This window comes from Persicimonas caeni, from assembly GCF_006517175.1.
GTDB lineage: Bacteria > Myxococcota_A > Bradymonadia > Bradymonadales > Bradymonadaceae > Persicimonas > Persicimonas caeni.
On the sequence record NZ_CP041186.1, the window covers coordinates 922,979 to 947,625 of the forward strand.

Sequence of the window (24,647 nt, forward strand, 5' to 3'; positions counted from 1 at the left end):
ATGAATTATCAACGCATATCGCGCCTCATCGGCATCCTGCTGGTCGTCCTGGCCGGCTGCATGCTCACGAGCGTGCCGTGGTCATGGTACTACAACGAGCCGTCGACCATCTGGGCGTTCGTCTACAGCGCCGGGATCACCGCCGCCATCGGCGGTGGCGCCTGGTGGTACGGCCACCACGACAAGGGCACCATCTTTCGGGCCGAGGCGATCGTCGTCGTCGGGCTCAGTTGGCTGCTCTTGGGCGTCTTCGGCGGGCTCCCCTACATGTTCGACGGGGCGTTCACCAACCCGGCTGACGCCTACTTCGAGGCCATCTCCGGGTTTACCACCACCGGCTCGACGGTGCTCACCGACATCGCCGGGCAGTCCTACGGGCTACATTGGTGGCGCACGCTGACCCACTGGCTGGGCGGCATGGGCATCATCGTTCTGTTCGTGGCGATCTTTCCGCAGCTGGGCGTCGGCGGCAAATTTCTCTTCAAGTCCGAGGTCCCCGGCCCCATCACCGAGGGGCTCAAGCCCAAGATCAAATCGACCGCCTCGATGCTGTGGTGGATCTATGTGGGCTTTACCGTCACCGAGGCGCTCATCTTGAAGGGCTGGGGCATGACCTGGCACGACGCCTTCACCCACTCGTTCGCCACCATGGCCACCGGCGGCTTCTCGACCAAAAACGGCAGCGTCGGCGAGTTCGACTCGGCCTTCGTCGACTACACCATCACCCTGTTCATGATCTTCGCGGGCATCAACTTCGGGCTGTATTACGAGTTGTTTCGCGGCAAGGCCAAGTCTTTGCTGCGCGACCGCGAATTCTGGACCTACCTGGGGCTCGTGGGCGTGGCCACGCTGATGGTGACGATCAACATCTACGACGCCGTCCACGACACGATCGCCGACAGCTTCCGCTACGCCATCTTCCAGGTCGTCGGAGTGGTGACCACCACCGGCTTTGGCACCGACAATTTCGACGTCTACCCGCCCCTGTCACGCCTCCTGCTCGTCCTGTTGATGTTCGTGGGCGGCATGGCCGGCAGCACCGCCGGCGGCATGAAGATCATTCGCTTTATGGTCGTGGTCAAAGCGATCTACGGCGAGGTCTACAAGACCTTCCGGCCGCAATCGGTCATGGCCGTGCGGGTGGGACGCTCGGTCATTCCGCAGCGCACGGTGATGGCGATCTTGGGCTTTTTTGCGGTGGGGATGCTCGTGTTCGGCCTGTCCAGCCTCTACATGGCTGCGATGGGCCTCGACATCGTCACGGCGACCACGTCGGTCGCCGCCACGCTGTTCAATATCGGCCCCGGACTCGCCAGGGTGGGTTCGGTGGAGAACTTCGCGTTCATTCGCACCGACGGCAAAATCCTACTCAGCCTCTGCATGATCTTTGGACGCCTCGAGTTCATGACTCTCCTCGTCCTGTTGCTTCCTGAGTTCTGGAAGCGTTAGCCCCCCTTCGGGGCGCAGGCCCAAAAAGATCTCGCTGGTGTAGACGACCGGCTCGTCGCCGGCGTCGACGGTGAGCTTGCGCTCCAGGTCGATGTCGGCAGCCAGCGTCTTGCCTTCGCCGATGGCCACCAGCACCACACCGGCGCCCTCTCCTTCGAGCGAAAAGTCAGCTTTGGCCTCATCGGCGTCGAGCTTGCCCTCGGCCGAGGCGCGCAGCGTCTGACGAACTACGCCGATGCGGCGCTCGCCATCTTCGATGACACCCACGAAGCGATTGTCGATGGTGACCTCCCCTTCGGCGCTGACACCGGCTTTGGGCTCCTCGACCATCATCGGCCGCTTGTACGACCATGTATCGCCGGGGTTGACGTCCCCGTTGAAAAAGCGCGGGGTCAAAAACGTCTGGGCGTCGCGCACCAGGTAGAGCATGCGACGCGCCTGCGGGTTGGGGACCTCTCGCCATTCGAAGTCGACCGGCTCGCCGTGTTTGGTCACAAACATGCGCGTGACCGAGCCACGAAGCAGCTCTTCGACCTGCGAGGTGATCCCGGTGCCGATCGTCTGGCCGTCGCCGGCGGTCACTTCAGCCTGCGCGCGGTCGTAGCTGCGATCGATGGCGAGGACGCCTTTTTGGTCGAAGCGCCCTTCTTCGGCCGCGTCGACCTCTTCATGAAGCCCCAGCTCGATCACCGTCTGCATCACGCCCGTATCGTCGCCGGCGCCCTCGCGCCGACTCTTCTGGCGAAGGGTCAGCTCGACGGGACGCGACTCGAACGGAGCGAGCACGAGTTCGACCGGCGCCACTTCGGCGTCGACAGCCTCGTCGGCAATCTCCAAGGGACGCATATCGGACAGGACGGGTCGCTCGCCGCCGGCCACGTCGACATCGTCTTGAGGCTCGAGCGCCAGGTAAAAACCGACGCCCATCAGGGCGAGAGCGATCACAAAGAGGGGAAGCAAGCGCTGGTGCTTGCCTTTGGACTCGCCACCGTCAGTGGAAAGATTGGACTGCTCAGTCAAGGTGTTACCGCCGGTCTACGTAAGTCAGATTTGCGACCCGTTGTGTAATACTCCGTATCGCGTGCGTCAATCTGACCGTTACTGCCAAAGCTCCCACCCCAGCCACAATGCGGCCCCGAGGAGGCACAGCATCACTAGGATGTACGTGCCATCAAAAGCGGCGAATCCGTCTACGAATTCCATTCATCCACTACAGATCGACGGCTCGGGCGAATGCCTCGACCCGCGCGCGAACAAGGGAACGTGCTTCGAGCAAGGCTTCCTGTGAATCGACACTCGTGCCCAGGCAGGTGAGCACGGCCTCGTAGCGATCGGGCTCGACGCCCAGCTCGGCCGACGGACCTTTGCGACGGCTCGTCTCGAGCCCCTCGCCGGGCTGGACCTGCCCGAAGATCCCGTCGTCGTCGGCGTAAGGCCAGTCGCGCTTGAGCTCGAAATAGTCGGCCGCGGCTTCGATGGCCTCGGGGCGCTGCAGGCATCTGGCCGGCGGGTCCATCCCGTTTTCGTCTGCGGCGAGCGCGAAGAGCTCCCACACGAAACGCACGTCGGTGATGACGAGCCCGTACAGGTAGCTATCGGAGACGGCTTGCAGCACCAGAAGCTTCTCGCGCGCGCCCAACAAATTATGGGTGGCGCACAGATAGTCGTCGCAGGTCTCCCGGTCGTAGACGCCGCAGTCGCGCCCGTCGAGGCCGTCGTTCTGCAGCGGATGGACGAGGCAGCCGACCTTGAAGGACTCGGGCGGGTCGTCGGGGCGCTCCTGCAGGCCCAGCAGCCCCAAAAAGGGACAGTTGGGGAGCCCCGATAGGAGTTTTTCTTCGGCGCGCGTCTCCTCCCATTTGGCCCGAAACGCACGAAGCGACTGCTCGTCGTCGACCCGCGCCTCGTCGAAGAAGGCGCGGGTGCGGCGTGAGAGTCGCTCGAGCGTGGCCGCGTGGGAGTTGTCGCGGCGGTTGTACATGCCACAGCACGCTCCGCAGCTCTTCTCGGAGTCGGGGTGGCATAGGATCTTGGGAGGTTTCACTTCGTCCTCGGTCCCCGAGACCCCGAGGCGAGCCTCGGGGCTGCACGGGCGCTGGCTCCGCTGGGGGCGAGCCCCGCTCCACGATTAATCTTCGGAGGTATCGGCGCTTTCGGTCGAGCTCTTGGACGAATTGGACGAGGTCGACGCGCACTTTTTCTGCGGGTTGAGCACGCGCGCGCCCTTGGGGACTTTGAAGTTGAACCCGCTGTCGGGCAGGTTCTTGTTGATCTTCGCCTTGTTGAACTCGATCTGGTTGGTGTTGCCGTACGGGTCGTAGATCGTGGTCTGCTCGACCTGGAACGTCTTGGGATCGAGCTCGAAGACGAGCTTGGTGTACTTCGAGGTCGGCTCCTTGGGCACCAACTCGAGCACCGGCGCTTTGGCCGTCGAACTGTCGGCGAACGAGACGTTGAACTCTTTGAGCAGGTTGCCCTGGCCCATCAGGAACTTGAGGCTGGTGGGCAATTGGCTGCTCGCCAGGCACTTCTTGAAGACCTGCTTGAACTCGTACTCGTAGATCCAGAAGCTCTCGCCATCGCTCACGAGGACCTTTTTGCGGCCTTTGCCGTCGTCCTTGTAGTAGTCCCAGCGCATTTTGCCGGGCTTCTTGAAGTAGACGCGCCCCTGGCTCTTCTTTTTGGAGCCGGCGGCGACGTCGGTGTAGGTCTGCTGGAAGTGGGCGTGGTAGTCCTTGGTCTTCTTGTAGAACTTCTGCACGCGCTTGGCGACGTCCTCGGCCGACATGTCGGCGGGTCCCTCGCCCTTGGTTTCCTTGGCCTGCACCGGCGAGCTGACCGTCACGACGTGCTCGGCGCTGGGGCTGAGGCTGACCGCCACGCCCAGGGTGACGACACACGCTCCCATGGCAAACTTGGAGAGACTCTTGCTGCCGAAAATTCGGGCGATGCGTCCGGACTTTTTCGTTGATTGCTTCATCTATCGTCCACAGGTTTCGAAGAACACGATACGAGTGCGTATCCAGTCATTCTGACGCGCGGGATCTCAATTTATGCAAAAGAGGGTCAACCGACGAGTTCCTCGCGCTCGAGGTCGGCGTCGGAGAGTTGCTCGATGAGCACGGTGATCACGCGCTTGGGATCGGCGTCGAGCACGCGAAAGCGCAGCCCTTCCCACAGCACTTCGTGGCCCGGCTCGGGCACGCCGCCGGCCTGAGACATCAAGAAGCCGCCCAACGACTCGTAGTCGGGGTGCTCGGGGAGCTCGAGGGTGAAATACTCCTCGATCTCGTCGATGGGCACGCGGGCGTCGGCGCGCACCGAATGGGCCCCAAGGGGCACCATCTGGGACGGCTCGACGTCGTACTCGTCTTGGATATCGCCGAAGATCTCCTCGATGATGTCCTCGAGGGTGATCAGACCGGACGTACCGCCGAACTCGTCGACCACGATCGCCATATGCATGCGCTCGGACTGAAACTCGCTCAGAAGCTCGGCCACGCGCTTGGTCTCGGGCACGAAATACGGCCGGCGCAGGTAATCGCGCACGTGAAACTTCTCGGTGCGCCCGCTGGCCATGACCGCCAAGACGTCCTTGGCGTAAAAGAGCCCGACGATCTCGTCGACGTTGCCCTCGTAGACCGGCAGACGGCTGTGGCCGCAAGCGACCAGGGTCTCGATGATCTCTTGGAGGTTCATGTCCATCGAGATCGACACGATGTCGGTACGCGGCACCATCAGCTCGCGTACCAGCGTGTCCGAAAACTCGAACACAGAGCGCAGAAGGCGCTCGCGATCTTCCGAGAAACTTCCCTCGCGCGCGCCCAGATCGATCATGTACTCGATGTCTTCGGCGGTCACGAACGGCTCGGCCTGCGCGGAGCTCGACCCAAAGACCGAGACCACGCCGCGGGCCATCTTGGTGAAGACGAAGGTGATCGGATAGAGCAGCAGATACGGCAGCAAGAAAGCGGTCATCAGCGGACGCGCGATCTTGTGGGCGCTGCGCTTGCCCAGCGTTTTGGGCGAGACTTCGCCGATGGTGAGCACCAACAGCATGCTCACCCCGACGGCCGCAGCAATGATCCACCGGATATCCGCCCCTTCGAGCAGATCCAGCGCGGCGTGCGTCGCCAGCGCGGCGGCGGTCAAGTTGACCAGGGTGTTGGCGATCAACAGTGCGGTGAGCACACGAAACGGCCGTCGACGCCAGATGCGAAGCGCGAGCGAGCTCTTCTCTTCGGCGAGCTTGCGCGCTTGGGATTCACTTAACGAGGTGAGGGCTGTTTCGGTCGCCGAGAACCACGCTGAGCCAAGTAAGCACAGCAACAGCCCGACGACCTCCGGTAAAACGGATTCCAAAATGGTTCGACCACTCGAGTACAATGGCGGGGTCAGCTGGGCTGCGCCCCGGGGGAACCCGACGCGGGTATCCACCAACTCTAATTATAGGATCACCCCGCCGTGTTATTCCACATCATCAAGCTAATCAGCAGGGCGACAAAATATCGGTGAGTCAGCCCGCTAATGTCAAGAAAAGTCGCCCGGGAATACTGCGGCGCCTTGGCACGCTGTCGCAGGTGCATTATAGGAACCCAGTTCTTCGGTCTTCCGACGATTATCACTCATGTCGAAAAAACGCCCAGTACTCAGACTCTTCCCGGTCCTGCTACTCAACTTGATCGGGTTTGCCATCGCCATCCCGGTGCTGCCGGCGCTGGCGAAGGATCTGGGCGGTGATGCCGTCGACATCGGCTTTTTGTACGCGATTCAGGCCTTCGGCCAATTCGTCATGGCGCCCGTGTGGGGCGCCATCTCCGATCGCTTCGGGCGCAAACGCACGCTGATCGCGACTTTTGTGACCGCCGGCATCTTCGAGTTTCTGACGGCGCTGACGCCCACCCTCTGGCTGTTGTACGTGCTGCGCCTCTTGGTGGGCATGTGCGCCGGCAACGTCGCGACCGCATCGGCGCTCATCGCCGATGCGACCGACGCCGAAACACGCAGCAAGGGCATGGCGGTCATCGGGATCAGCTTCGGCGTCGGATTTACCGTCGGCGCCGGCCTGGGCGCGGGCATCAGCACGCTCGAACAAGCCGGCCCAGGTCTGCTCGGAAGCGGCCTGCCCTTTGCCGTGGCCTCCGGCATCTACCTGCTGACGACCCTGCTGGGCATCGTCCTGTTGGTCGAGCCGGCCAAGAGCGCAGACGCTCGGCGCCAGAATCGCGTCCAGGTCGGCTTGCGCGCCATCGCCGACACGCTGCAACGACGCCCGGTGGCGATCATGTGCACGATCTTCTTTTTCTACACCCTGGCGATCACCATCTTGGAAGGCACCTTTTTTGTGTTCGCCGACGCCGTCTTCGGCTGGGAAGTCAAAGAGGTCGGCTTCGCCTTTGCCGGGCTGGGTCTGCTGATGGCCCTCGTCCAAGGCGGGATCGGACGCATCTCGGCGAAGATTGGCGACCGCAACATGGCGGGGATCGGGATCTTTCTGCTCGCCGTCGGCCTCGCCATCGCCCCGACCGTCAAGGTCGCTGCCTTTTTGGTTGGCTTTTTGGGCATCGCCACCGTCGGCCGGGCGCTTGTTCACCCCGCGCTGCTCTCACTCACCTCCGAGTTGAGCGAGCGTTCCGACGAAACCGGCAAGCTGATGGGTGTCTTGCAGTCCTTTGGCAGTCTGGCGCGCATTATCGGCCCCGGGCTAGGTGGCCTGATCTTCCAATACGTCGCCATCGAGGCGCCGTTTTGGATCGCCGGGTTCCTCCTCTTCCTCGCCGGCATCTGGTGGTTGGGCGCGACGTCCTCGGAAATGGGCGCCGCCGCCGAGTCGACCTGAACGTCCTTTCTGAGAAATTGCGCCCTCACCCCAAGGGTTTTCTTCCGTGCAGTAAGTGACGTCGACGCGCAGTCGCTATCGAGATATTTGCCAACGACGGCGACCACCACTATCGTCGCGGCCAAGTCGACTCGATCATTGGGAGAGTATTCTTGGGCACGGAGACTGACACCACGGCGCCCTCGCCGGCATACACGGTTGTGGGCATTGGCGCCTCGGCGGGAGGATTGACGGCTCTGCGCGAGCTGCTCGAAGGCATGTCATCGGAGGCACCTGTCGCGCTTTTTGTCGTCCAGCACCTCGACCCGTCACAGCACAGCCAACTTCCCGAAATTCTGGCGCGGTCGACCGACCTGCGTGTCGTGCGCGCTGAAGACGGCGCCTCCATCGAAGAGCATACCGTTTATGTGTGCCCTCCCGGCGTCGAGCTCGGCGTCGATGAAGACCTGCGGTTGCGCCTGACTCCTATTGACCGCGACCGGCGCCCCCCGCGGCCTATCGACCACCTCTTCTCGTCCCTGGCACGCCACCTCGGCCCACGTGTCGCCGGAATCGTGCTGACAGGTACCGGCAGCGACGGCACCATCGGCCTTCGCCGGATCAAACAAGCGGGCGGCTTGAGCATCGCTCAAGACCCGGACACCGCCGAATACCGAGCCATGCCCGCCAGCGCCATCGAGTTGGGCGCCACCAATCAGATCTTGACGATCTCGCAGATGCCCGCCGTCCTCGAGCGCTTTGCCGAGCTGCCGACCGATTTGCTCGAGCCGACGGTCTCAGACGCCCGAGAAGTCGAGCCGCGCACCGAGCCTGACGACGAGGCTCTCGCGCAGTTGTCTTCGTTGTTGGCCCAGACGACTCAGTTTACCCTCGACAATTGCAAGCGCAGCACCGTGCGACGCCGCGTCGTTCGACGAATGGCGCTCGCCGGCTTCGAGGACTTCGACCGGTACATGAACACGGTGAGCGATGATCCTCGCGAGCAACAGGCGATTATCGACGATCTGTTTATCGGCGTGACCGAGTTCTTCCGCGATCCGGAAACGTTCGAGGCCCTCCGAAACGAGGTGATCGACCCGCTCGTCGAGCAGGCCGCCCCCGCAACGACGCTGCGCGTCTGGGTCGCCGGGTGCGCCAGCGGCGAAGAGGCCTACTCGCTGGCGATGCTCTTTATAGAAGCGCTGGACAAAGTCCCGCAGAAGAAGCTCGACCTGCAGATCTTTGCTACCGATATCGACCCGGAGGCCATCGAGATCGCCCGGCGGGGCGTCTTTCCCCCCAGCATTGCCGAACAAGTCGACGAGGCGCGGCTTCAGCGCTTCTTCATCGCCGAGCACGGGGCTTATCGGGTGCGCCCTCAGTTGCGAGATCACCTCTCGTTCGCGGTCCACGATCTGACCGAGGATCCGCCCTTCGCGCGCATGGACCTGGTGAGCTGCCGCAACGTGCTCATCTACCTTCGCCCCGCCGCCCAGCAGCGTGTCTTCGAGCTGCTCCACTTCGCCCTGCGCGACGAAGGCGTCCTCTGTTTGGGCGCTTCAGGGGCGATCGCCCGAGGCAAGCAACTCTTCAAGCCGCTCTCGGAGCGCTGGAAGCTGTACACCAAAGTACCGAACAATCACCGCACCTCGGGCCTCACCCTGAGTGCGCGAGAACCTTTCCGAATCCCGTCATCTACGTCCCCGTCGCATCGCGCCCCCTATCCCCGGCGACCGGGCCACACCGAGATGACCGACGTGCAACGAGCCCTGCTCGACGCACGCGTCCCGCCTAGCCTCGTGGTCGGCGCCCACGGCGAGATCCTCTACTCTCACGGCCCGCTCGACCCGTATCTGCAGTTTCCGCAGGGGGCGCCGCGCATGGAACTCATGTCGGTGCTTCGCCCGGAGCTGACGGCGCGGGTGCGTTCTGCGGTCTCGCGCTGCCGTCGCGAAGCCCAGACCACCAAGGTGACCGCGCGTCCCGACGCCGATTCGACCGATCGCGTCGAGATCACTGTAAGCCCCGCCACGCAACTGGGTGAGGGCCAGCTGATCGCCACCTTTGAAATCCTCGCCCAAGCAGATCAGGCGCCCGTCGAGCGGCTGCCCCCGCAAGACCGGCCGCTCGTCGACCAACTCGAGCGCGAGCTTCAGACCACGCGACAAGATCTGCGAAATACCGTCGCAGATCTCGAGACCGCCAATGAAGAGCTTCGCGCCATGCACGAAGAGTCGACGGCGATGAATGAAGAGTTGCAGTCGGCCAACGAGGAATTGGAGGCATCGTCCGAAGAGCTGCGCTCCCTCAACGAAGAGTTGGGCACTGTCAATGCCGAGCTGCACCACAAGGTCGAGCACGTCGAGCAGATCAACAATGACCTGTCGAACTTCATCGCCAGCACGCAAATCGCCACGCTATTTCTCGACGAGCAGCTGCATATCAAGCGCGTGACGCCTTCGGCCTGCCAACTTCTTCGCCTCTCCGAGACTGTCCAAGGAAGCTATGTGGGAGACATCGCCCGCGAGTTGCTCCAAGAAGGTCTAGTCGCTGACGCCCAAGTGCTCCTCGATCGTCTCGAGCCTCGCGAGCGCGAGATCAAGCTCAGCGACGGGCGTTGGGTCGTTAGACGCGTGCTGCCTTATCTGACGGACAATCGGCGCATCGAGGGAGTGGTCGTTACCTTCATCGAGATTACCCAGCTCAAGCAGACCACCGAGCGGTTGAGCGCGCGCGAGCACCAACAGACGGTTATCGCCAAGCTCGGGCTGCACGCGCTCGAGGAACCCGACCTCGAGATCTTGCTCGACCAGATCGTGCGCGAAGTGCAGCAGACGCTCGACACCGACATGTGCAAAATCCTCGAGCTTCGTCCCGATCAAGATGAACTGTTGCTCCGCGCAGGCGTGGGCTGGAGAGAGGGGCTGGTGGGCCGAGCCACCGTCGACACCGGACGTGAGTCGCAAGCCGGCTTCACTCTGCGCTCCTCACAGCCCGTTATCGTCGACGATCTGTCTCGTGAGAAGCGCTTCTCGGGCCCCCCACTGCTCCATGACCATGATGTGACCAGTGGCATCTCGTGCACCATCCGCGATGGCGACGGGATCTACGGGATTATCGGGGCACATACGCGTGATCGACGCAAGTTCACCACCGAGGACACCGTCTTCTTGCAGGCGATCGCGGCGGTGATCGCCGCCGCCATCGCCCGCCACTATTCCAAAACGCAGCTCAAACTCGAGACCGACATCGCCAAGACGATCGCCTCGAGCGGTGCAATCGACGACCTCTTTTATCAAGTCCACGCCAAGTTCGACGAACTGCTCGACGTTCCCGTCGGCGAATTGTGGTGGAAAGAGAGCGAAGAGGACGTGCTGACCTGCCGACTCGAGTCAGTCCAGGGCTCACCGCTCGACGAGGATTGCCTCTACAACTTCTGCCGTGGCGAGTTCCGCCCGGGTGAAGGCCTCATCGGGCGGGTCTTCGAGAGCAGCAAACCGGAGTGGCTCACGCGCTTGGACGCGCCCTCCCAATTCGTGCGCCTCGATGCGGCCGAGCAACTCGGATTGCAGAGCGGTTTGGCCGTCCCGGTCATCGTCGCTGACACTGTCTGCGGGGTCATGGCGTTTTTCTCGACCGAGCCCTTGGTACCCGACGCCGCGTTTCTGCAGGGCCTCGAGTCGACCGGACGCGCCATCGGAGAGTTTGTGCGCCGCCAGCGCGTCGAGGCGGCGTGGAGACGTGAGGAACACCGCTACGCCCAGATCTTCGAGCAGGTCGGCGTGGCCTTGTGGGAAGAAGACTTCACCCAGGTCAAAGAAGCGATCGACCAGATGCGAGCTAGTGGAATCGACGACCTGGAGGCTCATTTCAAGGAGCACCCCGAAGTCGTCGACGAGTTGATCGCCAAAGTCGACATCGTCGACGTCAACCCCGAGACCGTCCGCCTGTTCGGCGCGTGTGACAAGGCGCAGATGCTCGAGTCACTCTCTCAGATTGCCCTGCCCGAAACGCGGCGTGCGTTTATCGCGCAGTTCCTCGCCTTGGCTCGCGGCGACACCTTCCTCGCCGCCGACACGCGGGTGCAGCGCCTCGACGGACGTCCCCTCGATGTGACGTTCACCGTGCGCTTTCCGCCCTCCGAACGCGAACTCGACCGCGTCTTGGTCTCGCTCATGGACATTACCCGCCTCAAGCGTGCCGAAGCGCAATTGCGCGAGGCGAGCCAGCAGAAGGACAATTACTTGGCCATGCTGGGGCACGAGCTGCGCAATCCCTTGGCCGCCGTACGCACCGCCGCCGAGACCCTGCACTTACTCGACGGCGACAATCCCAAGATCACGCGCATTCAGGGAATCTTGGACCGTCAGACCGCCCACATGGCCAAGTTGCTCGACGGACTCCTCGACGTGTCGCGGATCGTGCGCGGTAAAATCGCGCTGGAACGCGACCGCGTCGCGCTCGATCAGTTGTGTCGACGCGTGCTCGACGACCGTCAGCACGCCATCGAAGAGCGCGATTTGACTCTGCACACCGCCCTGCCCGACGAGCCGATCTGGATCGACGCCGATCCCGTGCGGCTGACCCAAGTGGTCGACAACCTCGTCTCCAACGCGGTCAAGTATACCGAGGCCCCCGGTCAGATCTCGGTTGGCCTTCGCGCCGAGAATGACCAGGCCGTCCTCGAGGTCGCCGACACCGGTGTGGGCATCGCCGCCGAGCTCCTCCCCCACGTCTTCGAGCCGTTTCGCCAAGCCCAGCAAAGTCTCGACCGCACCGCCGGCGGCCTCGGCCTGGGCCTCGCCTTGGTCGAGCGGCTCGTCGAATTGCACGGCGGCACCGTCGAGGCCTACAGCGACGGCCACGGCCACGGCGCCCGTTTCGTCGTTCGACTCCCCCGGGCCACCTCCGACGAAGCGAAGCCCAGAAAAAGGGAATAAACTCCCGACATTCCCTCTAGTCAAAGCCATCCGGATTTGGTACCCACTTATCGGCGCACACGGAGCGAATGAATCGTGATTCATTTCGCCCCGTTGACCACGCAATATTTTCGGTCAGTGTGCATTTTTTTCGCTTGCTGGAGTCCCCCCGGTAACCATCTTGGAGCCGCTGGATAGGGGCCCGCAATAGGCGCTACGAGCGCTGTAAGTATTTATTGACAAGCCGTTCCAGTGATGGGATAGAAGGGCCGGTTTTCGACGGGCCCGCGCGCAATTGGCGATGCGTCCCGCGCCAGCCTGATGTCGTCACCTGGAGTCAGCATGCATGTTCCCATGAAGACCCGCTTCCTCTCCGCACTCGGAATCCTCGTTCTCGCGCTGCTTATTGGCTTTGCCGCGTGTGTTAACCCTCGTGAGGGATACGCACCCGAGCAGCCAATTGCGTTCAGTCACCAACTGCACGCAGGCGTCAACCAGATTCCGTGCCAATATTGTCACGTGAGCGTCGGCGAGAGCCACAAGGCCTCGATTCCCGGCGTGAACACCTGCATGAATTGTCACAGCCAGGTCTCCGGGCGTACCCCCGAGGGCAAGCGCGAGATCCAGAAGATCCGCAACGCTTGGAAGACCGGCGACCCGATCGACTGGGTCAAAGTTCACGACCTTCCCGACCATGTGCGCTTCAGTCACCAGCCCCACATCATGGCTGGCAAAGACTGCACCGAGTGCCACGGTCAGGTGAACACGATGGACGTGGTGGCCACGCAAAACGAGCTCAACATGGGCTGGTGCGTCAACTGCCACCGGCAGCCTGAGAACAACGCGCCCATCGAGTGCTTCACCTGCCATTATTGAGGTCCGAGAGGAATCGATTCCGCTGGAATCTGATCCGGCAACTCATCACACAGTCGAGCGGGCCGATTTGCAGTGCCCCTCGACGCAACAAGCAAGATTGTCGTCATGAGTAAGAAGCCTAACGCCTCCGATCTCCCGAGACACGCCAAGACTGACCCCGGCGCGGAGATCACCATGCGCTCCCGCCAAGACGGCGGGGTGACGGTCAGCTTTTCGGATGGTTCCGATGATCTGAACGTGTCGCGTCGCGAGTTCATGCGCATCTCGGGTGTCGCAGCAGCCACCGCCGCCATGGCGGGCGCTGCATGCCGCAACCCCAAAGAGTACGTCTCCCCTTACGTCGACCGGCCCGAAGAGATCCGTATCGGCAAAGGGAACTACTACGCCACGGTCTGCTCGGGTTGCTCGACCGGCTGCGGCGTGCTCGTCGAGACGCGCGCGGGTCGCCCCATCAAGATCGAGGGTAACCCGGACCACCCGGTCAGCCGCGGTGGCACGTGTGCGCGAGGCCAAGCCTCCTACCGTCGCCTGTACGACCCGGATCGGCAGAAATCGCCGCTCAAGGTCAGCCAGGACGACCGTCACCAAGAACTCGACTGGAAGACGCTCGACCAAGAGGTGATCAACTCCCTCGGCAAGGTCAAGCAAGGCGGCAGCGTCGGCATCTTGACGACCACGCTGACCGGCAGCGCGCAGGCCGCGCTCATCGACCAGATCACCGGTGCGGTCGCCAACGCCAAGCACTACACCTACGACCCGCTCAACTCGCAGGCGCTGACCATGGCCAGCGAGTTGGCCTACGGCAACGCCCATGTGCCCCACTATCGCATCGACCAGGCGGACGTCATCGTCTCGCTGGGCAGCGACTTCTTGGGCACCTGGCTGTCACCGGTCGAGTTCACCAAAATGTTCTCGAGCCGGCGCAACCTGGCCGACTTCGAGTACGGTGAAAAGCACGACCAGACCCCCGACATGTCGCGCCTGGTCGCCTTCGAGGGTTACCTGACCCTGACGGGCGCCAACGCCGACGACCGCTACCGCGTTCGCTACACCGACCTGCCCTACGTGGCGCTGGCCCTGGCCAACGTCGTCGCGCAGAAGAGCCCGGCCGGTAACTCCGCGATTCGCGGCGCGCTCAAGGCGTTCACGCCCGAGGCCGTCGCCAAGACGACCGGCGTGCCCGCCGACGTGTTCAACAAGTTGGGCGCCGAGCTGCTGCAGAATCAGGGCAAGAGCCTCATCATCGCCGGCGGCAACGCCAGCGCGACCGACAACGGCATCGAGCTCGAGACCGCCGTCGCCCTGCTCAACTTCCTTTTGGGCAACGTGGGCAAGACCGTCGAGCGCGACCGCCCGAGCCGTCAGGTAGCCGGTGGATTCGGCGATCTGGCCACCTTGGTCGAGGACATCGAGGCCGGCAACGTCGACGTGCTCATCATCGACCGCGCCAACCCGGTCTACTCGGCTCCGCCCGAGCTCAAGATCGCCGAGGCCATCGACAAAGTTCCGATGGTCATCAGCACCAGCGACCGCGTCGACGAGACGGCGGTTCTGGCCGACTACCTGGCCACCGGCACCCACGAACTGGAAGCCTGGGGCGATTCGAACCCCTTCGCAGGCGTGTACTCCATCCAGCAGCCGGCGATTCGGCCGCTGTACGAGACCCGCGCTTTCGAAGAAAGCCTGATGGTCTGGTTCGGCCAAAGTGGACTCGTTCCCGCGCTCGAGCCCTTCTTGAAGGCTCCCGACGCACCGAACACGAACCGTCCGGGCAACGCCCCGACCCACGACGCCGGCGCTTGGTACCGCTTCCTGCGCAACCACTGGCAGCAAGACCTGTTCCCGAAGGCCGACACCTTTGCTGATTTCGACGCCTTTTGGGAGTCGGTGCTTCGCGAGGGTGTCTGGGTGCAGTCGACCTACCAGCCCAAGCCGGCCAACATGAACGTGGCGGCAGCCCTTCAGGCGCTTCCCAAGCAGCTTCCCAAGCCCAAAACCCGCAAGCCGGGCGACCTGGGCAGCAAAGAACTGCACATGTTCGCCAGCATTCCGCTGGGCGACGGTCGCCTTGCCAACGACGGCCACCTCCAGGAGCTTCCCGACCCGATCAGCAAGCACACCTGGGGCTCGTACGTCTTGGTCAGCCCGAAGACCTTCAACGACGCCGGTCTCGAGCTGGGCGACATCATCAGCATCACGGTGAAGAACGCCGGCCAGACCTACACGCACAACTTCCCGGTGATCATGCAGCCCGGCATGCACGACGACGTCGTGGCCATTCCGCTGGGTTACGGACGCACTCGCGCCGGCGTGGTCGGCTCCGATATCGGCGCCAACGGCTTCGAATTCTCGACGGTCGTCGAGAAGCGCCAGATTCTGTCGGGCCTCGAAGCCGCCTTGAAGAACACCGGCGAGAACGAAGAACTGTCGATTCCGCAGGGCGGGCACGTCATCGACCTGCACAAGCGCCCCTACATGGCATCGACGACCCTGGCCGCCTACCAAAAGGACCCGGAGGCGGGCGTGCACGCGCACCCGCCGCTCAAGGACCTGTGGGAGGACCACGACTACGGCAACCTCAAGTGGGGCATGTCCATCGACATGACCAAATGCACCGGCTGCAACGCCTGTGTGACCGCTTGTCAGGAAGAGAACAACGTGCCGGTGGTCGGACGCCAAGGCGTCATTGAAGGCCGCGAGATGCACTGGCTTCGCATCGACCGCTACTACATGCTCCCCAAGACCGACGAGGTCCACGAGGAGCGGCACAGTCCAGTCGGCGATCCGATGTACGCCGAGCATCCGTACATTGCCTTCTCCAAATACATGGACAACCCGCGCGTGCTGATGCAGCCGATGCTGTGCCAGCACTGCGAGAACGCCCCTTGCGAGACGGTCTGCCCGGTCGCGGCGACCATGCACAGCTCCGATGGCCTCAACCAGATGGCCTACAACCGCTGTGTCGGTACCCGCTACTGCGCCAACAACTGTCCGTACAAGGTGCGTCGATTCAACTGGTACAACTACTCCGAAGACCGCAGCGACTTCTTCCTGGCCCGGATTTTCCCGGAGATGGAAGAGCACGCACGACTCAACGTCGAGGAACCCCTGCCCCTGGGCATGAACCCCGACGTGTTGGTGCGCAGCCGCGGTGTCATGGAGAAATGCACCTTCTGCGTGCAGCGCATCCGACAGGCCAAATGGCAGGTCCAGCGCGAAGGCCGCAGCGAACTACGCGATGGCGACGTCGTCACCGCCTGTCAGCAGGCGTGCCCGGCCGATGCCATCAAGTTCGGCAACCTGCTCGACGACCAGGCCGTGGTGGCCAAAGATCACCGCTCGCCGCGCGCTGTATCTCCGCTGGAGGAGGTCGGCACCGAGTCGTCGATCGCCTACCTGTCGAGTGTCTGGAACACCGACACCGATAAGGCTTAAGGACGGCGCGCACTTTTTGGAAGTAACGCGCAATTTGTGATTGTCGTATTCTCTCGCTCGAAAGAGTTCAGGCATGGAAAGTAGCGAACTCACCGGACTACCGCACTACCACGAGGGCGAAGGCCCCTTGGGTGGCCCGAAGGGCAAACGCGAGCCGCTGGTAACCGGCAACAAGACCTACAGCGACGTCTCAGACGACGTGGCTATTCACACCGAACGCTTCCCCACCAAGATGTGGTGGGCGGCGTTCATCCCCTCGGTCTTGCTTTTGCTGGTCTTCTTGGCCGGCCTCGCCTTCGACGTCCTCGTGGGTGTCGGCACCACCGGCATCAACCACCCGGTCGGCTGGGGTGTCTTCATTGTCACCTTCGTCTTCTGGATCGGTATCGGTCACGCAGGAACGCTGATTTCAGCGATTTTGTTCCTGTTCAATCAGACCTGGCGAACGGCAATTAACCGTTCTGCGGAGGCCATGACCATCTTCGCGGTCATGACGGCGGGTATCTTCCCGCTGATGCACACCGGTCGGCCCTGGTTTGCCTACTGGCTGTTCCCGCTCCCCAACGGGCGTGGACCGCTGTGGGTCAACTTCAACTCGCCGCTGTTGTGGGATGTCTTCGCCGTCTCGACCTACGCCACGATCTCGATCGTGTTCTGGTACATCGGCCTGATTCCCGACTTGGCCACCCTTCGTGACCGCGCCAAGCACCCGCTGCGCAAGAAGCTTTACGGCGTGCTCAGCTTGGGTTGGACCGGCGGCAACCGCGCCTGGCGTCACTACGAGTCGGCCTACCTGATGCTGGCCGGCCTGGCGACTCCGCTGGTTTTGTCGGTGCACACCATCGTTTCGTTCGACTTCGCCGTCTCGGTCATTCCGGGCTGGCACACCACGATTTTCCCGCCCTACTTCGTCGCTGGAGCTATCTTCTCCGGCTTCGCAATGGTGCTCACGCTCACGATCATCATGCGTGTGGTCTTCGACTTGAAAGACTACATCACGATGAACCACATCGAGGCGATGGCCAAAGTCGTGCTGCTGACCAGCATGGTCGTCGGCATCGCGTACGCCACCGAGTTCTTCATCGCTTACTACTCGGGCACCACCGGCGAGCGCTATCACTTCGGCAACCGTATGTTCGGCCCCTACATGTGGTCGGCGATTCTGATGTACGGCCCCAACGTCTTGTGCCCGCAACTGCTGTGGTTCAAGAAGATTCGCCGTAACATCCCGGTGCTGTTCGTCCTGTCGATTCTCATCAACGTCGGCATGTGGTTCGAGCGCTACGTCATCACCGTGTCGTCGCTGCACCGTGACTATCTGCCGAGTTCGTGGGGCGTATACAACTTCAAGATGACAGACTTCATGCTCCTTTGGGGCTCGTTCGGCATGTTCATGACGCTGTTCCTCTTGTTCTGCCGCGTACTGCCGACCATCACCATCTTCGAGGTCAAGGCAGTCATGAACCACGACAAGGCCGTCGACCTGGCCAGAGAGAGGAGGAAGGAGGCCACCCGTGGGTAACAACAAAGACGAAAAGAAAGAGCAGGAAGAGCAGACTCCCGAAGAAGAAGAGCAACAAGAGGAAGAAGAGCTGGCTGCGACCGGCTCCGAAGCCTCCGAAGACGAGGAGTCCGACGCCGACGACGACGCTTCCGACGAGGAAAGCACCGAGGGCGACGACGCTTCCGACCAAGAAGACACGACCGAGGACGACGAGTCGTCCGAAGATGCCTCCGAGGAGACGACTTCTGACGAAGAAGACGCTTCCGACGAGGACGCCGACGAAGAAGTCGGTGCCGCAGGCGCCGCCGCTCCGGCCGAAGAGGCCGACGAGGACGCCGACGAGGAGAGCGAAGTGGCTGAGACTGAAGAGCAAGCCGAAAAAGAGGCCGCAGACGCCGAAGCAGGCGCGGCCGACGTCGAGGTCGACTCGACCGGCGAGCCGATTTCGGTGCACACGCTCGAGGGCGTCGCCGCCTTCTTCGAGCACCCCAAGCACCTCTTGGCCGCCGCGACATATGCACGTGACTCCGATTACGAGGAGTTCGACGCCTACTCGCCCTTCCCCATCCACGGGATGGACGAAGCGATGGGCCTGGGTCGCTCCTGGATTCCCTGGGTGACCTTCGGCGCCGGCGTGACCGGCTTCATCTTGGCCAACGCGCTGCAGTTCGGCACGATGACCTTCGACTGGCCGATGATTATCGGCGGCAAGCCTTTTGCCCCGTGGCCGTCGTTCGTGCCCATCATGTTCGAGCTGACCGTGCTTTTGGCTGGTGTGACCACCGCGGTGGTTATGCTCAAGGCAGCCGGCTGTTTCAAAAAGCCGATGATCATCGACCCCAGCATCACCGACGACCGGTTCGTGCTGTGGATCTCGGCCGAAGACAACAAATTCAACGTGGACGAAGTCATCGATTTCCTCGAAGACCTCAATCCGCTGGAAGTCCGCAAGATCGTCAAGGACGCGTAACCATGCGTAACGCGAGCAAAAAGACATTGACAGTGCGCGCCGCGGTCGTGCTTTCGGCCTGCGCGCTCCTCAGCGCCTGCGTCGAGGTGGGTATCCCGGCCGATGGCGACAAGCCGTGGGGCGAACTCAACCCGATTCAGGGCATGCACAGCACGCCCGATTACCGGGACCAGGAGGCTCAGCCGCGATATGACGGCCAGCCCCCCGGCATGCGCACCCCGCCGCCGGAAACGGCGCCGGTGTCGTATCGGCCCTTCGCCTATCACGACGCGCCCGACGAAGCTGCACAGCTTCAGAACCCGGTGCCGATCAACGACGAGACGCTGCGCTACGGCAAGCTCTCCTACGACACGACCTGCGTGGTCTGTCACGGCGAAAAGGGTCAGGGCCAGGGCTACGTGGTCGGCGAGCAAAAGTATCCGCTGCCGCCGAGTCTGACGACTCAGCGCGCCCGGAACATGACCGACGGCCAGATTTACTACATCATCACACACGGCCAAGCCCGTATGTGGAGCTATAAGAGCCAGCTGTACCCGATCGAGCGCTGGGCGGTGGTCAACTATGTGCGCGCCTTGCAGCGTGCCGACTACCCGGAACCTCAGGACCAGCAACTCCTGAGCGAGAAGTAATCCGAGCGCCCAGTTTGGCGGCAGTATCTGAATTCGAATGAGTTAGCGAGGCGAAAGCCATGGCTGCAGCACAACACGATCACCACGATCTGACACCCCCGAAAAAGGTCGAGATCGGCAAAAATTTCTACGTCATCGGGGCCGTCCTCGCCGCGATCGGAGCGCTCGCCTTTTTGGGCGGACTCTTCGGCGGCATGGCGAATCGCGCGTGGCAGGGTTATATCATCGGCTGGTGGTTCATCTTGAGCCTCAGCCTTGTCGGGCCCTTCTTCATCGCCACTCAGTACCTGAGCGGCGCCGGATGGAGCACGTCCATTCGCCGCGTCGGCATGGCGCTGGGCTACGGCCTGTTCCCGGCGGCCGTCTTCGGTCTGCTCGGACTGCTCGGCATCCACGAGCTGTACCACTGGTCGCACGCCGAGGCTGCCCAAGACCCGATCCTGGCCAAGAAGCTCGGCTTCTTGAACACCCCCGGGATGGCGTTCACCACCGTGGCCGCGTTCATTCTGTGGATCGGTGGCTTCTGGATGATGCGTCGCACCTCGGTCAAGCAGGACGAGACCGGCGATCCGAAGGCGTACGATCGGGGCAAGATCTGGAGCGCCATCTTCGCGGTGTTCTTCACCGTGGGCTTCTCGTTCATGACCTGGTACTGGATCATGTCGCTCGAGGCGCACTGGTTCAGCACCATGTTCCAGGTCTACACCTTCGCCGCCGCCTTCCAGGCCGGCCTGGCGCTGATGACCATCATCATTCTGTACCTGCGTGACGAAGGCTACTTCGGCTCGTTCATCAGCCTCCAGCAGGTACACGCGATGGGCAAGTTCGTCTTCGCCTTCACCGTGTTCTACGCCTACATCGCCTTCAGCCAGTTCCTCCTCATCTGGTACGCCAACATCCCCGAGGAAGACATCTGGTTCGTCCACCGCATCGAAGAAGCCGGTGGCTGGGGCTGGTTCATCGCCATGTTCACGGTCAAGTTCATCATCCCGTTCTTCGCGCTGCTTCCGCGCGACAACAAGATGAACAAGTACAACGTGCTTCGCTACACCTGCTACGGCCTGGTTTTCACCCTGGCCTTCGAAATCTGGTGGTGGGTCGGCTTTGCCGAGCACCATGGCGAAGTCCACGTGGTCGCTCCCTGGCTCGAGATGCTCATCACCGTCGGTTTTGCCGGTATCTTCATGATTGCCGTCGCCAAGGGTCTGACCTCGGCGAACCTGGTGCCCATCAAAGACCCGTTTTTGCACGAGTCGATGCCGCACCACGACCACGGCGAGCTGCCCGAGCCCGAGGTCGGGGTCGAGGATATGCCCCAGGCCGATGATCGCAAAGTTGACCGAGAAGACTGATCTCGACACCCACAGGATGGCCCGTTTGGCGGCAATCCCTTCGTCGAAGTAAAAACCATGAAAGACGAAACACTCGCAAAAATTCTTAAAGTCGCCCTCATCGTCGGAGGCATCTCCGCGGTGGCGCCGATGGTCAGCGCTCAAGGTATCGGGGTGCGTGAGCTCCAGAAGATGATGGTGCCCACCCCCCAAAAGATCGAGCGTGGCGAAACGCTGTACGAGCAAAATTGTGCGGCGTGTCACGGCGAGAAGGGACAGGGCATGGCCAACGTCAAGCTGGCCGATGCACCCGGCAAGACGTTCCAGACCACCGATTTGACCGAGGCGAACTATCGGTATGGTGGTGGACCGCTGCAGGTCTACAACGCGATCACCTATGGACTCGAAGAGGCCGTGGCTGGACAACAGCCTGCCGCCGACGCTCAGGCCCCCGCGGCCCAGCAGCCGACGACTCAGGCTCCGCCGCACCCCAAGTTCCAGCACCTGCCCTATCAGTCGCGCTGGGATATCGTGCACTACGTACGCAGCCTGGGCCCGACCGGCGAGATGACCGATCCGACCGCGGTGGTCGAGAAGGCTCGGGAGCGAGCCGTGAAAGGTGTCTGCGACGAGGAGATCAAGGCCTCCATCGCCGACAAGGTCGCCCCCAAGGGTCAAGAGCAGTTGGACAAGGGCGCCGAACTCTACGCCCAGCAGTGCGTGTCGTGCCACGGCGAGAAAGGCGCCGGTGACGGCCCCGCTGCAGGTGCGCTGCAACCGCCTCCGCGTAACTTCGTCGGCGCCAAGCGCGAAGACTACACCAACTCGCCCAGCCCGCTGGGCATCTTCAACACGCTGCAGCAAGGTATCGAAGGCACCTCGATGGCCTCGTACGCCAACCTGTCTGAAGACGAGTTGTGGGCGTTGACGCACTACACCCTCTCAATCGTGCCCGATGACGTCGAAATTGAGGCCGGTGAAGAGCAAATCGTCGATGCATGCCGCGCCCTGAGCGCCCCCGAGAAGCCCGAGGCCATTCCGGTCGACGTGGCGATGAAGGCGCTGATCAAAGATCAGGTCGAAGAGCGCGTCATCCGCCTGACAGAATACGGCGCCCCGCGCATCAACCCGGCTGCCGATCCGCAGGCCGGCCAAGACCTGTACGTCGAAAACTGCGTCTCCTGCCACGGAGTTGCCGGAGCAGGCCGCCTCAAGGGGCCCTACGGCGCGCAGCCGCCCTACTTCTACATGAAGATCGATCGCCTGGTTCCGGCCATGGCGGGCGGAAGCACCGAGGAGTTCGCCGAGCGCTCTTACGCCGGCGTCCACGCCACCCTGCCGAGCATGACCCCCGCGTCGATGCTCTCCAAGAAAGAGTGGCGCGATCTGCACGCATACGTGGCCACCTTCGACGGCGAAGGCAAAGATCAAGTCATCGTGGAATCGCCCGAGGCCACCGATCAGGGAGCCACACCCGAGGGCGCTCCCGCCGCAGGTGAAGGCCAGGGACAGCAGCCCGCTCCGCAGCAGCCTGCCGATCAGCAGGGCCAGCAGCAGCCGGCCGAGCAGCAACCCGCTGGCGGTGCACCTCAGGGTACGCCCGACCAGTAAGATCAGCTGATCTCCGAACCGAGGCAGCCTGGCGATCCAGGCTGCCTTTTTTTGTGAAATGAGGCCCGTCTGGACCCGCAACATTTGCGCAATTTTGCGCAAATCTTGCGAATCGGGGAATACGCGCTCCATCGGGCAGAGTCTGCCCTTGCCTACCCTAGATCGGGGTTGACTTTCCTCACGGGCTTATGCACCGTTAGCACGCCAGAAATGGGGACTTTACAATGTATAAGGCAATCACCTAATCGTCTCCATGACATCGATCATATCGGCCCGAAAAAGGCCTGCAAAACCTGCGGGGTCAGATGCACGTTTTTCCGGCCCTCAGAACGAATGAAAGATCGACTGACTTTTGCCACGCAAAGGTGGATTGACGGCGCTGACCTGTTGTTGACCAGACTGTTTCTGCAGCTCGCCGAACCTCCACATGCCGAAGTAGAAAATACGATGAGCGTCCACACAGATCCGACAAGACTCCGTAAAGCCCTCCTTACCGTTGCCGCCGTACTCGTGGCGATATTGCTCCCGGTGGTGGCATTCGCCATCCCCGGCTCGGGCGACTTCGTTGCTCTCGAGTCACCCAGCGCGCGTGACATCACGGGCCTCTACAACATCATCGCCAAAATCTGCTTGGTGATTCTGATTATTGTCGAGGCCGTGCTGTTCGTGGCGATTATCAAGTTCCGCCGACGCTCGGAGGACGAGCAGCCGGTGCAGAACCACGGCAACCTCAAGCTCGAGCTCGGCTGGACCCTGGCGGCGATCGTCGCCCAGGTCTACATCGGCTTCATCACCATCGACGTGATGTTCGAGGTCGAAACGATGCCGGAGACGGAGATGACCGTCGAAGCGATCGCTTATCAGTGGGACTGGGAGTTCCGCTATCCCGACCACGGCGGCATCGTCCACGAGGACTTGGTCGTGCCGGCCAACACCAACATCAAGCTGGAGGTCACCTCGCGTGACGTCATCCACTCGATTTTCATGCCCGAGTTGGGCGTCAAAATCGACGCGGTGCCCGGTCGATTCAACTACTGGTGGTTCAACGCCGACGGGCCGGTCAACGCGACGGGCATCGCCGGACGTACCACCCAGCAGCCCGAGCGCATCGAGCAGGTGACCACGCGTCCGGACTGGTGGAAGTACTTCACCGGCGAGTTCTTGCCCGAGCCGGGTGAGAAGTTCTACGAGCCGCCCCAGCAAAACGGTGGTTCGAAGCTCGAGCGCCGCGTCTCCTACCTCGGTGCGAGCCGCGATGCGACGACCTCGCCGTACGAGAAGTACAACGCCACCGAGTACCGCGGTATGTGCACCGAGCTTTGCGGTAAGGATCACTGGGACATGTACTTCCGCACGGTCGCCATGACCAAGTCGGACTTCGCCCAGTGGCTCGAAGACAAGAAGACGGGCGGCACCGGCGAAGTCGACGGCGCTCAGATTTACACCAAAAACTGCGCGTCGTGCCACGGCGCCGAAGGTCAGGGCACCCCGGGGACCTACCCGCCCCTCAAAGGCGCCAAATGGACCACCCAAGAAGACATGCAGCGTGACCACATCAGCGTCGTGCTCAACGGCCTCCAAGGCGAGATCACCGTCCTGGGCCAGACCTACAACGGCGTCATGCAGCCCTTCGGCCAGAAGCTCAACGACGCGCAGGTCGCTGCGGTCGTCAACCACGAGCGTACCAGCTGGGGCAACAACGGAGGCGAGGTCTCTGAAGAGCTCGTCGCCGAGGTTCGCGCCGAGCTTGGCCTGCCGCCCTTCCCGGCCGGTGGCGCCGAGCCCGTGCCGCAAGACGAGCTGATGAAAGTCGGTGACCGCGTGTACGGCGCGTGTGTCAGTTGCCACGGCGCCGATGGCGAAGGTCTCGACGACGTGCGCAGCCTGGCCAACAACCCCACCGTCATCGGTGACGTGGCTCAGACGGTCGCCGTACTCCACGGCGCCGAGGGTCACCCGGCCATGGGTAAGCCGCTGAGCGCGCGCCAACTGGCGGGCGTGCTGACCTACATGCGCAACTCGTTTGGCAATGAGGCCAGCGCGGTACAGCCCGAGGAAGTCGAGCGCATCCGCACTGAATTGAAGTAATTATTTTTAGACGCAAG

14 protein-coding genes and 1 pseudogene are annotated in these 24,647 nt (G+C 62.5%); 11 read left to right on the plus strand and 4 right to left on the minus strand.

Annotated features, from left to right (window positions below; all coding sequences use genetic code 11):
• Positions 1 to 1,449 carry a TrkH family potassium uptake protein gene (locus FIV42_RS03520; RefSeq protein WP_141196337.1) on the plus strand — a complete coding sequence of 483 codons (1,449 nt, stop codon included), beginning with the start codon at positions 1 to 3 and terminating at the stop codon, positions 1,447 to 1,449.
• Here FIV42_RS03520 and FIV42_RS03525 read toward each other — a convergent pair.
• From FIV42_RS03525 to FIV42_RS03540, 4 genes are all read right to left on the minus strand, one after another.
• Positions 1,366 to 2,469 carry a hypothetical protein gene (locus FIV42_RS03525; RefSeq protein ID WP_141196338.1) on the minus strand — a complete coding sequence of 368 codons (1,104 nt, stop codon included), beginning with the start codon at positions 2,467 to 2,469 and terminating at the stop codon, positions 1,366 to 1,368. The genes FIV42_RS03520 and FIV42_RS03525 overlap by 84 nt on opposite strands.
• Positions 2,470 to 2,659: 190 nt before the next feature.
• Complete coding sequence (locus FIV42_RS03530; RefSeq protein ID WP_141196339.1) at positions 2,660 to 3,493, minus strand: hypothetical protein; 834 nt, start codon at positions 3,491 to 3,493, stop codon at positions 2,660 to 2,662.
• A gap of 84 nt (positions 3,494 to 3,577) precedes the next feature.
• A complete protein-coding gene (locus FIV42_RS03535; protein ID WP_141196340.1) occupies positions 3,578 to 4,429 on the minus strand; it encodes a LolA family protein in 852 nt (283 codons plus the stop codon).
• An 86-nt stretch (positions 4,430 to 4,515) separates the two neighbouring features.
• Entirely contained in the window at positions 4,516 to 5,811 is a 1,296-nt protein-coding gene (locus tag FIV42_RS03540; RefSeq protein ID WP_168210374.1) for a hemolysin family protein, read from the minus strand.
• Between the two features lie 250 nt (positions 5,812 to 6,061).
• Between FIV42_RS03540 and FIV42_RS03545 the strand changes: the two are divergent.
• The 10 genes and pseudogenes from FIV42_RS03545 to FIV42_RS03590 form a co-directional block, all read left to right on the plus strand.
• Positions 6,062 to 7,288, plus strand: a pseudogene (locus tag FIV42_RS03545) (MFS transporter); the annotation flags it as partial.
• Between the two features lie 152 nt (positions 7,289 to 7,440).
• Entirely contained in the window at positions 7,441 to 12,207 is a 4,767-nt protein-coding gene (locus tag FIV42_RS03550) for a chemotaxis protein CheB (RefSeq protein WP_141196343.1), read from the plus strand.
• 321 nt (positions 12,208 to 12,528) lie between these two features.
• The gene (locus FIV42_RS03555) at positions 12,529 to 13,062 is read left to right on the plus strand and encodes a cytochrome c3 family protein (RefSeq protein WP_222615368.1); all 534 of its coding nucleotides are present in this window, start codon (positions 12,529 to 12,531) and stop codon (positions 13,060 to 13,062) included.
• A gap of 105 nt (positions 13,063 to 13,167) precedes the next feature.
• The gene (locus FIV42_RS03560) at positions 13,168 to 16,497 is read left to right on the plus strand and encodes a 4Fe-4S dicluster domain-containing protein (RefSeq protein WP_141196344.1); all 3,330 of its coding nucleotides are present in this window, start codon (positions 13,168 to 13,170) and stop codon (positions 16,495 to 16,497) included.
• A gap of 73 nt (positions 16,498 to 16,570) precedes the next feature.
• Positions 16,571 to 18,019 carry an NrfD/PsrC family molybdoenzyme membrane anchor subunit gene (nrfD, locus tag FIV42_RS03565; protein ID WP_141196345.1) on the plus strand — a complete coding sequence of 483 codons (1,449 nt, stop codon included), beginning with the start codon at positions 16,571 to 16,573 and terminating at the stop codon, positions 18,017 to 18,019.
• Positions 18,012 to 18,971, plus strand: coding sequence for a DUF3341 domain-containing protein (locus FIV42_RS03570; RefSeq protein ID WP_141196346.1), 960 nt, complete (start codon positions 18,012 to 18,014; stop codon positions 18,969 to 18,971). Before nrfD ends, FIV42_RS03570 begins: the two co-directional genes overlap by 8 nt.
• Before the next feature lie 2 nt (positions 18,972 to 18,973).
• Positions 18,974 to 19,600: a c-type cytochrome gene (locus FIV42_RS03575; RefSeq protein ID WP_141196347.1), complete on the plus strand. Its 627-nt coding sequence runs from the start codon at positions 18,974 to 18,976 to the stop codon at positions 19,598 to 19,600.
• A gap of 59 nt (positions 19,601 to 19,659) precedes the next feature.
• Positions 19,660 to 20,952: a hypothetical protein gene (locus FIV42_RS03580; RefSeq protein WP_141196348.1), complete on the plus strand. Its 1,293-nt coding sequence runs from the start codon at positions 19,660 to 19,662 to the stop codon at positions 20,950 to 20,952.
• 57 nt (positions 20,953 to 21,009) lie between these two features.
• Entirely contained in the window at positions 21,010 to 22,542 is a 1,533-nt protein-coding gene (locus FIV42_RS03585; protein ID WP_141196349.1) for a c-type cytochrome, read from the plus strand.
• A 510-nt stretch (positions 22,543 to 23,052) separates the two neighbouring features.
• Positions 23,053 to 24,630: a cytochrome c oxidase subunit II gene (locus FIV42_RS03590; RefSeq protein ID WP_168210375.1), complete on the plus strand. Its 1,578-nt coding sequence runs from the start codon at positions 23,053 to 23,055 to the stop codon at positions 24,628 to 24,630.
• The last annotated feature ends 17 nt before the right edge of the window (positions 24,631 to 24,647 follow it).